10 protein-coding genes are annotated in these 12,242 nt (G+C 68.4%); 6 read left to right on the forward strand and 4 right to left on the reverse strand.

Translation table 11 applies throughout. From position 1 onward, the window contains the following. Window positions 1-126: 126 nt before the first annotated feature. Complete coding sequence (locus ACF08M_RS38445) at window positions 127-978, forward strand: hypothetical protein (RefSeq protein ID WP_392189948.1); 852 nt, start codon at window positions 127-129, stop codon at window positions 976-978. A gap of 2 nt (window positions 979-980) precedes the next feature. Then, the gene (locus ACF08M_RS38450; RefSeq protein WP_392189949.1) at window positions 981-1,412 is read left to right on the forward strand and encodes a hypothetical protein; all 432 of its coding nucleotides are present in this window, start codon (window positions 981-983) and stop codon (window positions 1,410-1,412) included. Window positions 1,413-1,487: 75 nt separating this feature from the next. Here the strand turns inward: ACF08M_RS38450 and ACF08M_RS38455 are convergent, their stop codons facing one another. Further along, on the reverse strand, window positions 1,488-2,828 hold the full coding sequence (locus ACF08M_RS38455) for a 3'-5' exonuclease (RefSeq protein WP_392189950.1): 1,341 nt from the start codon (window positions 2,826-2,828) through the stop codon (window positions 1,488-1,490). A 496-nt stretch (window positions 2,829-3,324) separates the two neighbouring features. On the opposite strand from ACF08M_RS38455, the gene ACF08M_RS38460 reads away from it, so the two are divergent. The 4 genes from ACF08M_RS38460 (at window position 3,325) to ACF08M_RS38475 (ending at window position 6,907) form a co-directional block, all read left to right on the forward strand. Beyond that, the gene (locus ACF08M_RS38460; RefSeq protein WP_392189951.1) at window positions 3,325-3,960 is read left to right on the forward strand and encodes a hypothetical protein; all 636 of its coding nucleotides are present in this window, start codon (window positions 3,325-3,327) and stop codon (window positions 3,958-3,960) included. 133 nt (window positions 3,961-4,093) lie between these two features. Next, on the forward strand, window positions 4,094-4,234 hold the full coding sequence (locus ACF08M_RS38465; protein WP_392189952.1) for a hypothetical protein: 141 nt from the start codon (window positions 4,094-4,096) through the stop codon (window positions 4,232-4,234). Window positions 4,235-4,525: 291 nt separating this feature from the next. Then, window positions 4,526-4,942 (forward strand): hypothetical protein, encoded by a 417-nt coding sequence (locus tag ACF08M_RS38470; protein ID WP_392189953.1) that lies wholly within the window; start codon window positions 4,526-4,528, stop codon window positions 4,940-4,942. A gap of 606 nt (window positions 4,943-5,548) precedes the next feature. Further along, entirely contained in the window at window positions 5,549-6,907 is a 1,359-nt protein-coding gene (locus ACF08M_RS38475) for a hypothetical protein (protein WP_392189954.1), read from the forward strand. Window positions 6,908-7,230: 323 nt separating this feature from the next. Here ACF08M_RS38475 and ACF08M_RS38480 read toward each other — a convergent pair whose 3' ends face one another. Genes ACF08M_RS38480 through ACF08M_RS38490 form a run of 3 tightly spaced genes read right to left on the reverse strand, consistent with a single transcriptional unit; the run spans window position 7,231 to window position 11,732 of the window. Further along, window positions 7,231-9,909, reverse strand: coding sequence for a Helicase associated domain protein (locus tag ACF08M_RS38480; protein ID WP_392189955.1), 2,679 nt, complete (start codon window positions 9,907-9,909; stop codon window positions 7,231-7,233). A 36-nt stretch (window positions 9,910-9,945) separates the two neighbouring features. Continuing rightward, window positions 9,946-10,572, reverse strand: a complete 627-nt coding sequence (locus ACF08M_RS38485; protein ID WP_392189956.1) for a hypothetical protein — start codon at window positions 10,570-10,572, stop codon at window positions 9,946-9,948. A gap of 59 nt (window positions 10,573-10,631) precedes the next feature. Then, entirely contained in the window at window positions 10,632-11,732 is a 1,101-nt protein-coding gene (locus tag ACF08M_RS38490; RefSeq protein ID WP_392189957.1) for a hypothetical protein, read from the reverse strand. Between the last annotated feature and the right edge of the window lie 510 nt (window positions 11,733-12,242).

Genomic DNA, 12,242 nt, shown 5'->3' on the forward strand with positions numbered 1-12,242 from the left:
GCCGAACTCTCCCGCCCGCCTGGTGGGCCTTGGTGTACTGGATCGTCGGAGCAGGGCGAAGCAGGGGAGCGGGACGTTGGCCGGGCACAGCAGGGAATACACCGTCGAGCCGAGGGGCGCGTGCGCATGACGGACTTCAACGACTTCGAGTGGGTGGTGTGGCGCCTCGAGGTCCAGGACCCGTCGCAGCTCGCGGGCGAGGATCCCGATCTGGACGAGCGCACCCAGGAGACGATGACGGAGCTCGCGGGCTCGCTGGGCTGCGTGTACGAACACTGCGTCGACACCGACACCTACCCGGACGGAACGCCGTACTACGCCTGGTGGGTCCGCCTGCCCGCCGCCGAGCACGCCCGACACGACAAGGACGGCATCCCGCAGGCGCTCGGCCCGCTGCGCCAGTACCTGACCACCCAGCTTCCCGACGGCCTGAAATGGGAGATCACACCAGACCGCGAATACACGGTCGACCACGCCGCCAGCACGGCCATGCGGGACGCCTACGACGATCTGATCGCCCCGTTCGAACGCGCCCTGATCCCCCTGCGCCGGGACGGGGCCGACGCTCTCGATCCCCGGGCGAAGGCCTGGAAGTGGGAGGCGAACCTCCTGGTCGGCACGTTCGACCTGTGGCTGTGCAACGACCCTGACCGCCCGCACACCTGGCTCGTCGTCACCGTCGGACTGTGGACCGAGCCGCAGCTCTTCGACGAAGAGCCCGCTGCCCGCCTGGGCCACTTCGACTTCACCCCGCACCACCCCTTGCTGTTCCTGCCCCGCCCGCCCGGCCCGGTGACTTTCACCGCCCGCGCGGAATCCGGCCCCTTCCCGGGCAAGAGCACCTCCAGGACGAAGGCCGCCGACGCCATCGGGGCAGCTCACCAGTGGACGGCCAACGACCCAGCCGTCCTGGCTGGGCGGGTCGCCCACGACCTCAAGCTGCTGTGGCCGCACCTCACCGGCCCGGAAAGGAGCTGACGATGGCCTCGTACGCGAAGGACCCGCGCTGCACCGCCATGGCCGAAGCCCTTGTGTCCCTGCTGCTCCGCAACTGCCCGGAAGGCGCGGGCGGATTCGGCGGCTCGTACCAGGTCAATCTGGATGACGAGGAAGCCATCGGACTGGGCGGGGTGGAACTGATCCGGGCCGCGATGCGCAAAGCGGCCCGGCAGCTCGGCTGGAAGGTCAACACGATCGGGATGATGACCCGCCACGGCACCATGGCCGTCGTCCAGGACGTGCGCGAGGTGCCCGAGGAGCACCAGGCCGTCATCAACGACGCCATGAACGAACGGATGCGAGCCGCGCTGCACAAGGTGTGGGGCGAGCAGGGCCCGGCCCCTGTCCAGCGCGGCTCGGTGGCCTTGATGACTCAGGAGTTCCGCGCGGCCGTTGCCACGGGCAGCGCCTAACGCTGTACCGGAGCCTGAGCGGCCTGAGCGAAGTGCAGCATGACGGCCTTGGCTCCGGCGGCGACCTAGTCTGTCTCAGTGGCCCATCTCCTCCGCGGGGTTGAAGGGATTGGGGTAGGTGGCCATCTCCTCCAACCGTGTGATCACTGTCTGGCAATCGCCCAGAGCACGGTGGCCGCCGCCCAGAGGCTGCCAGGTGTAGCTGCCCCAGTAGTGGTGCCAGGCGCCGTAGAAGGCGGCGTACTGCTCCATCGCGCACTCCTCCCACTGCTGCGCGTTCAGCCATGCCCGTGCGGCTGGGTGTCGCCTGGCGCCGCACCGGGGGTGCTTGGTCAGGTCCACCGTGTGCCGGGCGAGGTGGTGCAGATGGAGCTCCCACAGCAGCCGTCCGGTGTCGTACTCCCGGTTATAGATCACGACCCGGCGCCCGGCGAGGGCCTCGGTGAGGCGGGGGAGGATCTCGGAGAAGGTGGGCGCGCCTTCTTCGACCATGGCGTCGGTGATGCCGTGAATCGCTGTCGCTTCCGCCGGGATCGGCTCGCCGGGGTTGAGCAGAGTGTTGAGCAGCACTTCGCCGGCCGCCGTGGTGATGGCGATCTCCACGATCCGTGATGTCGCGGTCAGGCCCGTTGTTTCGGTGTCCAGGATCGCGTACGCATCCGGGTCGGCAAGGATTTTCTGCGCCCAGGCGATGGTCGGTCCGAGGTCGTCCCACCGGTCCTGGTCCGCTCGCCGCTGCGCCTCCGCGCGCTCTTGGCTGATCTCGCGTTCGCACGGAGTGCAGTGCCAGTCGGCCATGGCTTGCTCGTGCTCGCTCATCGCCGCCCACGCCGTGAGCGGGACCATCTGCACCAGGCACCGTCGGCAGGAGCGCTCCACCAGCGACAGCGCCACACGGCGTCCGCGCTCGATCCGTTCGTCGCACGCCAGGCACAACGTGCCCCGCCAACCATGTGCCGGTGCAGGGGTGTTGAATACGGTGCCGCAGTCCTGGCACGTACGGCGGCGCAGATCGGCCCGGCGCTGCGCTTCCCGGTCCTGGCACCGCCCGCACGTCCCCCACACCGGGATGGGGAACCTCTCGCCGCAGTCGGTGCAGGTCCGCCGTTGCTGCATCTGCCGGCGCTGCAGAGCCGACAGCGGGCGCATCTTCGCCGCCTGCTCCGGGTCCCACAGCGCGACCCGGTCCCCGTACAAGCGGGTGTAGATGTACGCGACCGGCCGTTGGCCGGCGGCGGGCTTGCGCCGGACTTTGCCCAGCTGGGTCTTCGTCCGCAGATACGCCGGTGCCCGCCCGCTGCCGTACACCGGCACGCCACCAACGAACTTGAGCGGCTTGCCCCGGGCGGCCCGGTCCGGGGTAGCGCCGTCCTGGTCGTCCTGCACGACCGTCGACGCGGTCAACACCTCACTCACGGCTACTCCCTTCGGCCCAACAACCGACGAAACGCAATGAACGTGGCATAACGCCTAAAACAATGTCAAGAGTCAAGCAAATTACGTAAGTTGGGCGTATTCGCTTAGAGCTGCGCCCGCGTACGCGAGGGTGAAATCACCCGTCCGGGGGCCTCGCGAAGTCACGGGCAAGACGAGGGCCCCGGACGCCATGACGCCCGGGGCCCTCGTCCGATCCGGCTCAACGACCAGCAGATCACCCGCAAGGACGAGCAACGCCGCACCCCGGCCGCCTTCGTGGACGGCTGGGACACGGCGGGCAGGGAAACACCGTCGTAGCGCTGTACGGCGCCGACAGGCTCAGACAGACACCGACACCGGGCGCAGCGACGCGAGCGAGAGCGCCGGCCCTACAGGCTGGGGCGAACTGCCGCCGGACGGCCCGGGCGGACACCCCTCTGGCGGCGGTCACCATTGCTCCCCGGCCATTGTCAGTGGGCGAGTGGAGAATCACCGGATGGCTCATGAACTGACGGAGATCGGCGAGTCCGAGATCCTTGCCGCTTCCTTACGCACGTACCTGTTCGAGACCGGCTTCTCCTTCAGCGGCCTGACCGGAAAAGAGGCGACCCGGACCATCACCCGGGCGGTGGTGCAGTGGGTTGGAGCGTCGGGGTGGAGGTGCAGATCAGAAGCGCAGATGCGCTACATCGACCCGCCCGTGTTGAAGAGCGGGGGCTGTATCGCCTATTGGTCGCCTTCCTGGTCCGCCTACCTGGACTTGCGCGTCATTCGCAAAGACGGCCCGCCGATCGCCGTGGAGATCGACCGCGCAGACGAGAGCACCGCCGTGGACAAGCTCCGCGACGAAGCACTCCGTGGGCGACCTGCGCTGTGGATCCGCTGGCACGGAGTACTGCGCGCCGGACTCCCGGCCGGTGTGGCCCGTCTGCACCTGCCCACGCGATCCAGCAAATCGCCCCTCCGGTACTCGCTGGCTCCGGTGGCCGGAACCGAGACGATCACCCTCGGACCAACCGTCACCCCCGAGGCCCGAGTGGAAGCCCTGCACCGCGATCAGCAACGAATCGCGGACGAGAAGCGCGCTGCTGCCCGCCCTCCAGAGCCCGGCCCTACCCGCTGCTACCGGTAGGCCAGACACATCACGGAGACGGGGCGGCTTCGGCCAGTGGGAGGACTTCCCCGACGACCTGGCGCAGACGCAAGTCGCCTGGAACACCACCTACAACACGCTCGCCGCGCCCCGGCCCCGCGACATCACCGCCTTGCGCCGCCGCCTGCTGCTCCTGCCCGGGCGGCTGTGGTGGCACCCCTACTGGCAGACCGTTCCCCCGGCGCCGCCGCCGGCGGCGCGCTCCGAGCTGCGCCAGCCGGTCCGCGCCCAGCGAGCCGTCCGGGCCGCGTAGAGCGCCGCCTCGGCCGACCAGGAGCCGGGCCGTGGCCGCGGCTGGTTCTGCCGGGGATCCTGACCGCGTGCCCGGGCGCCCGCTGTGCGGTTGGCAGCCGCCAGACCGCACAGCGGGACCGACCCCGAAGCCACCGCGATGCGCCACGCGCCGACCGGACATTTCCCACTGGCGGCCACCGCCAGCTGTCAAACGATCGACCGTATCCGCAGCTGTCCGGGCCCCGCTGGACAACCACGTGCAGTGGGTGCTGAAAGACGGCACGGAAGCGGGCGGGAAGGAGGCGCGGCGGTGAGCGACGACTACGGTTACCAGGTCCGCCGTCTGGAGACCCGGACCGGCGGGGTGGAGTACGAGCTGCACTCGCTGCGCTCGAAGCTGGGGGAGGCCGAAGACCTCGACTACGAGCTGCGTGACATCCGCGGCGATGTCCGCAGCCTTGAGGACGACCTCAGCACCGTCCGCAACGAGCTGACCGAGCTGGACGATGACGTACGCGGCCACATCCAGGACACCGATCAGACCCTCAAGCGGCTGACCGGCCGTATCCAGGCCCTCGAAGCCCACCTGCTCGCCGCAGGCGGCGCCCCGCGCGCCGACCTCGACACCATCGACCCGGAGTGGATGAAGCTGGCCAGGACCGCCAGCCACGGCTGGCACGTCCGCTCCGGCTCCATGCCCCGCTATCCGGCGCACAACTTCACGTGATGGCCGTTCCGGCCCCCCGCGACCGGGGCGACAGTTGTTTTCCCGTCCAGGCTTGTCCTTGACGTGCGGAACGTGCTCACAGGCAGTCGGCAAGCATGCCACCGGGTGTTGGTATCGCTCGCTTTTCCGGAGTGCGATTTTGGGCACCTCGGTATCTAAGCGAAATCAGGCCAGTTCTGGACCACCGTCTTGTACCGGAGGTGTACGGCGCTGTCCACTGGGCATCCGGCACTTTTGCCCCACCTCCGAGAAAGGGTGTGTTCGTGGCTACATCGGATATACGTGAGCCCTTGCCGCAGCGGCGGGAGTACCTCCCGATTGAGCCAGCAGCGCCGACCCGGGCACAGGCAGGGCCGCTGCGGGAGGAACTGCACAACATCGGTCTCACCTGTGAGCAGACCACTGAGGAAAACCTTCGCCGTTTCATCCAGGAAGTCCGGGCGCAGCTCCCGGACATGGGTCGGCTCGAGTGCTTCTTGATCGGGAAGCGGCAACACGGTTTACGGGAGGCACTACCTGCCACCGCAAAGAAATTCCTCGACGAGGTATCAGTGCTCACACCCGGACCAGGTCGCGGCCCGGGCCTGTAGGCACGCCGGCGCAGCGGTGTTCTTCGAGGCGCTCACCGAGGGCAACCCCGGGGGCGCCCAATTCCTGCGGCAGTTTGCCGACGCGAAGCTCTCCGACCCGCGTTTCGTCAAGAAGTTCGCGGAGAACAACCCGGCCGGTCTGCTGCTCGTCACCGAACTGGCGGCGCAGGACATCGTGCTCACCGCCACCGGGACCTGGAAGCCAGACAATGACACGTCCGTCGGCGAGTACGCGGGCACCCTCGCGGAGCTCATCAACGCCAAGCGTTTCCCGCTCCTGGAACGGATGGAGGAAAAGGAGGGCAAGAACAACGCCCGTCCGGGGGACCAGCCCGGGAAACGCTGGGGCGTCACCGATACAGCGGAAGAAAAATACCAGGATAAGCTCTCCACGGTGGAGGCAGTCAAGAAGAAGTTCAAGGACCTCGGGATTGTCGCATCTTCCGCCGTGGTCGAAGGGCTGGAGAAACAGAACCTGGAGGCGATGCTTGCCAACAAGATCGGGCCGGTCCAGGATTCGTATGCCGACGACTACGACTCCAGGAAAGACGGAAAGGACCAGGAACTCCTCGCCTTCCTGGCTCTGGACCCCGTAGAAAGCAACGGCGAGCGCCAGGTGGCAGGAGTCGGTGCTCTTTCCATCAACTGGCGCTTACAGATCTCGCGCTACAAGCGAAAGAAGCGAGATGATCAGCACGACACGAGCCTTGAGATCTGGGTGCGCTCTCTGCGCTACCGTTCCGTCTACAAGGAGAACGTGAACGATACGACGCTCGGGGAGCAGCTGGAGGAGGATCGGGAAACGGTCGGCAGAGCGAAGGGCCACGATTCTCCTCGCGAACCGCTTCCCTCCCCGAAGCTGGAGATCTACAAAGCGCTGCCCACCGAGAGCAAGAGCGTCTTCGACCGGTCGATCCTCATCTCCTCGACGTCGAACGAGCGCAAGGCCCTTGTGCTCTACGCCCCCGACCTCCAGAACGTCGGCTGCATCGACAACACCAACTCCGCAGCGTCCTCGGAGTACGAGAAGAGTGTCGCGACCGGATTCTCACTGTCGGCGAGCACCACAATGTCGATCCAGACGTCCGCCGAGGTCAGCATTGAGGTCGTGAAGGCATCCCTGACCGTCGGCTTCAGCATCACCTTCACCGCGCAGTACAACAAGACCACGGAGGAGACCATTCGCTTTTCCGTCCCCGCCGGTCAGCGAGCATTCACGTACCAGGGGTATCTGCGCGCGGTGGTCATCAAGCACGACGTCAGCAACGGCACATATGGGTACGACGCAAGCACCCACAGCCACTTCTTTACCAACGTGCTGGCCACATCACCCGAACCGCTGGAAGGCCATCCGGCGAAATTCCGCACCTACTGACGGCTTCACGGGAACAGCACAGCGCTCGTGACCGGGACCTGCGGGCGTGGGCGTAGACGGGTACCTGTAGGCCCGATTCGCGGGAACACGCCATGTTCCTGACGAGCTACCGATGGGCGTACGACGTGACACCTATCAAATCTGTAGCCCCGCGGTGGAGGCCAAGCAGCGGCTCACGTACGCCGAGTGCCAGCGCCGCGCCGGCCACAACCACTGGCCGCTGGCCCGCAGCCTCGAAGAGAGACAGCTACGCCGTCCCGTGACTGTAGGAACCAACACGGCACCGCCCTGGGCACATCCCCCGGGGCGGCGTCGTCGTTGTGTCAGATAGCCCAGTCCAGTCCGAGCGCTGCGAGGGCGGCGAGCTGCTCCTGGGTGAGTTTGTCCCGCCGCGACTTCGTGTTCGAGATCCACACGCCCAGTTTCACGGTCACAGGTTTGCCGTCGACTGTGATCTCCTCGATGTGGCCGCGCGGGACGGGCCGGTCTCCTTCGCGTTCCTTCCGCTGGGCGAGGGCCGCCAGGCCCCGCTGGAACGCCTGCTCTGCCTTGCTCGGTCCCTTGCCCGACCCGTTCTTTGTACGGGTGGCTGCCGGGGCCGGGACTGCGGGGGCGTTGATGCCGAGCGCGGTCAGCCGCTTCTGCTGTTCGGGGAGGAGCTGCATCCAGGTGCCCGGTTCCTGCTGCCGCCATCGCCACTTGCCCACGTCGTCGCCGTCGAAGACGACGCCTGGCGCGATGTGGGGCAGGTGGCCGTCGGCGTCGACCAGGTCGGCGAGGATGCGGTAGTGGCGTTGCCAGTCCAGGGGCCAGGGGCAGTCCCAGTCCGGGTCGATCTCCGTCAGCTGCGCCGCGCGTACGGTGGCCCGTTCCGGGTCCTTGCCCAGGCCGTTCTTGACACCCTTCCGGCGAAGGTTGGCCATGTGCTGTCCGAGGGGCACCATCGCTTCGCCCTCGCCCCACAGCGCGTCCTGACGCGGCGCGAGGTGTCCGGTGGCCCGCCGGAACGAGCGGAGCGCGGCGAGCTTGTTCTCCCACGCTTCCTCACCCGGTTCCCAGACCATTCCGGCATCGGGGGCGTCCAGGAGCTCCTTGCGGTGGGGATCGAGTTTCCCGGCGCGCAGCGTTTTGCGCTGCTGGTGCACCCACCTGCCCAGCGGGAACGCCTTCGTCACTCCGACCTCGGTCTCGGTGTCGTAGGGGACGGCGTACAGGCCCGTGATGCCGTTCTCCGCCCGCCAGTGCTTCAGGGCCTGGTAGCCCTGGAGCCAGGCCAGGGAGTCGGGCCGGTAGACCCAGCAGCGCAGGAACGCGGCGATGGTCGCCGTGTCTCGGGGAGAGGAGAAGTGGAGCAGGGCCGACTCGGCTGCGGCGGTGCCGTCGTCGTGCTCCTGGTCCTCGTCGTCGCCCGCGCCGCCCCCGGCCCCGACGATCCGCCCGTCCGCGTCGCGCTGGACGTGGACGGTGCGCTTGCCGCTGGTGAGGGCGCGGGAGGCGAGCTGTTCGACCATGCGCTCATCGTGGCTGCGCAGGCCCTGGAGCACGGCCACGAGGGGCCTGTAGCTGGCGCTGGCGACCATGCCGGTCGGGTCCTCGCCGGGCTCCAGGAACACCGGCACGATGATCCTGGCCACCTTGGTGGACCCGTCGCGGTTGGGCCTCAGGGCCCGGCCGATGTTCTGCACGATCTCGACCTGGGAGCCGCGGGTGTCCGCGAAGGCGACGGCTTCCACGCCGCGCTCGCCGGTGATGTCGACGCCTTCCCCGAGCACGCGGCAGCTGGCGAGGAAGGCGCGGTGGACCCGTCGGCCGTTGGCGTCGATGCCGTTGGCGAACTGGCGGATCTGTTCGCGCCGTTCGGCGACGGTGTGGTCGCCGCACAGCCACGCCGACCAGACCCGGTCCGGGGGTACGTGGCGGTCGGCCTCGAGTTCGTAGAATTCCGCGTTGAGCGAGGACTTCGGCAGCCGGTCCGCGGCGGCCAGGTCGTCGCCGGTGGCGTCGTTCATGTACAGCTCGGCAGCGGTTTCGGGCAGCTTGTCCGCGAACGCGCGGGCTTCTTCGACCTTCTGGTGGAAGGTCATGACGGTGCGCAGGTTGTGCGCGGCGGCGTGCTCCAAAAGTGCGGTCTGCAGGAGTGCCAGGCGCCGGCCGCGCCGCGCCTCCTCCGATTCCCCGAGGACGGGGGAGGGGTCGCGGATCTCCAGGATGTCGATCTCGAATCCGGCGAGGATATTCCGCTCGATCGCCTCGCTCAGACCGAGCTCCGCAAGCCACGCCCCGTAAGTGCCGTTCGGGTCGTTGGCCATGGTCGCGATCTCTGCCTCCTTGCCGCCTTTGCCCTTCTGGGTGCTGGGGGCGGCGAGGATGCGCGGGGTGGCGGTGAGGTAGAGCCGGAAGCTCGAAGGGATCCGCTGGTTGTCGTGGATCGCCGCCCATGGGCGACCGAGATCACCGGCGGTTCCGTGGGCCTCGTCCACGATGGCGAGGTCGAACGGGTCCATCTGCTGCCCGTAGAGCCGCTCTCCGCCCGCCAGAGCAGCCTCCAGCGGCCCGCAAACCTTCCCCTGGCCAGTGATGTCGGCGGGGTCCTCACGGTCCACCAGGGAGGCGTACGTGGCGAACACGACCACGGGCCCGGTCCGGGCCCACAGAGCGAGCTGGATCGGGTTGGTGGTGGTGCGCACCCCGAGCGCGTTGAGGACCGGGTCGTTCCCCAGCGAGCACACCGCGACCATCGGCGCCCGGTGGCCCACCAGGCGCCACGCCTGGGCGGTCTGCGCGAGCAGGTCCAGGGTCGGGACGGTGACGAGGATCCGCCCGTCCGGGAAGCAGTCCAGGGCGCTCGCGGCGGCCATGATCGTTTTACCGGAGCCCGTCGCGGACACGATCGTGCCCCGGGCCCCCTCCGGGGGCACTGATGATCTTGCAGGGAATCCAACCCATTTCCGGACCGCTGCTTTCTGGTCCACCTGGTGTTCCTTGAGCGGAATCAAAGACATGCCCTTGCCTCCCCGAGCGCTGAATTCCTGTGGTTTTCAGAGGGCCGCGTGCGGAGTGCAGGCCGCGCCCAAGTCGTTCCAGATCGACCCATCCGCCTTGTGCCAGCCGCCGGGCTTTCCGTCCTTGAAGGTCGGCTTGTCGTCCAAGTCGTAGTGCCCGGCATCGAGCGCGCAGGCGACGACGTCTCCGTCCGCGTTCCGCGTCCGCGCCGTGCACAGACCGCCGGCCTCGCCCAGCGCCTCCAGCACCCGGCGCCGCGCCGTGGTGTGCGGATGGGTGCGCGGCAGCACGGTCTCCCGGACGAACCTCGCCAGCCGCACCAGGTCGGCCCGCTCCCGCTGCCTCACGTCCGCGAGATGTACGGCCAGTTCAGCGGCCCCCGCCGACCGGCCGCCGCGCCGGGACCACTCCCGGTCCGTGATGCGCACCAGGGCCTCGCTCACGGCCGTCACGCCGTCATCCCAGCCGTCCTCGAACACCGAGCCCCGCGAGCGTGGCGCCATGCCGTCCAGCTCCACGACCTCGCTCTGCGCCCCGGCGACCGCCCCAGCCTCCAGCGCGGTCACCAGGTCGTCCGTCTCGCTTGCGGGCACGCCCTGCGCTTCCAGGAGCGCGAACACCTTCAACCGGGCGTTCACGCCCGCCGTCTGGTACTGGCTCACTCGCCGCACGAGATCCTCGCTCAGGCCCCCAGCAGACGCAGAAGCGTCCCGATGCTCGGTCATCGCTCGCTCGTTGGGTTGGTGACACACAGGCCGTGGTGGTCCAGGTAGGACACAAGGAACAGGGCCAGGGCCCGGCCGGGGTCGCTGGCGTGCAGAATCCCGGGCGGCTCGCTGTTCCAGCCGAACGTGGCCTGGTGGGGCCGCGGCCGAACGCCGCCGGTGTGCGGGTCGGGGAAGACGACGGCGCGGGTGAAGAAGTCGTCCAGGAGGCTGAACAAGTCCGTATCCGGGGCGTCCGGCTCGCGGCCGCGCACGGTGGTCTCGGCGGCCTCCAGGATCGTGGTGAGGTACCGCCGGCGCGCCTCCTCCTGTTGCCGCAGCTCGCTGGACGGGCTCTCTTCCACCACCTCCACCACGCGGTACATGCCGTGGTCCCCGTACAGACCGTTCGGCTTCTCCAGTACCTTCCGAGCCTTGGCGACAGCCTCCTCCACCGACCGCCCGTAGGCGTAGTTCGTCACCACCGAGGCGCCCGGGTGCTCCGGATCGGTCCGCTGCGCCACGATCCGGTAGCGGGTCAAGCCCGTGGGCTCCCCACTGTCCAGGGAGGGTTCCTGCCTGGACGCGGACGGCCGCTCGGCGACCGGATCGGCCGGCGCCCCGGTGGCACGCCCCTCTTGTGGGGCGTCAGCGCCTTCCAGCTCGGCCTGCCACTGGTTGAAGCTCTCGCTCTCTTCCTCGTCCAGCTGGTAGTCGAGGTCGTACTTGTCCTCGCTCACCAGGCGGGCGCTTTCGGTGGCTCGCTCGGTGAGCTCGGCCCACTCCCACCGGTCCTCCGTGGCACGCAGAAGCCCCGCTCGGTCCCGCCACAGGTCGGGCATCATCGCCACGATCGCAGTGGGCGCCGCCAGCGCAGGAGCGGGCAACCGGCCGGAGACCTCGCGCCCGGAGTCGTTGACCACCGTGTACGACCAGCCGCCCTCAGGACCGCGCCGTGACGACCACGACAGGGTGACACCCGGCTGCTTCGCCGGCTGAGTCCCGAAGAAACGCTCAAGGAAATGAACCGGCTTTACCCAGGACCAGGACGCACTGCATGCCTCATCATTGTTCGGGCCACGCTGCACAGAGTACGAGCCGCCGGAGAAGTCACTCACTCGGAACTCTTTTTCGACCGCGTCCGGGTAACGCTTCCAAAGCCTGAAAGTATGCACCCATCGTTCCTCTCTCTGCTCCCCGAGTGGTTGGGGGGTGTCCCGTGTTTCCGCCAACGGTACATGCTGCATCTCAGCCTGATGCACCCGATACCCTGGAACCCACACGAACGAGCGACCCCCACCCCTCGTAGCCAGCCTGGCCCGCGCAAGCGGGCCCCCAAGGTTCTGGAGGCGCAGCCGGAAGGGCCGTCAGAGCGGGGGAGCGCAGCGGACCCGCTCGGAGTGCGCAGCACTCCCCAACTCCCTTACCTAGGCTCAAGTTAGCCGCACCGGACGACCCGTCAACAGCCTGGCCGCGCACCGCGCGGCTGACGGTCGCGCAGCGACCGGCCCCTCTCAACTCCTGGAGCGAAGCGGAGGGAGTTGGCCCGGCTTCGCCGGGCGCGGAGAGCGAAGCGAACCGCTCCGCTTGCATATCGCGCAGCGATATGTGATCGGAAGCGCGTCGTG

Source organism: Streptomyces sp. NPDC015032, assembly GCF_043080425.1.
GTDB lineage: Bacteria > Actinomycetota > Actinomycetes > Streptomycetales > Streptomycetaceae > Streptomyces.

Coding starts and splice junctions, on each gene's coding strand:
- ACF08M_RS38445 (WP_392189948.1), top strand. CDS start 127: ATGACGGACTTCAACGACTTCGAGTGGGTGGTGTGGCGCCTCGAGGTC.
- ACF08M_RS38450 (WP_392189949.1), top strand. CDS start 981: ATGGCCTCGTACGCGAAGGACCCGCGCTGCACCGCCATGGCCGAAGCC.
- ACF08M_RS38460 (WP_392189951.1), top strand. CDS start 3,325: ATGGCTCATGAACTGACGGAGATCGGCGAGTCCGAGATCCTTGCCGCT.
- ACF08M_RS38480 (WP_392189955.1), bottom strand. CDS start 9,909: ATGTCTTTGATTCCGCTCAAGGAACACCAGGTGGACCAGAAAGCAGCG.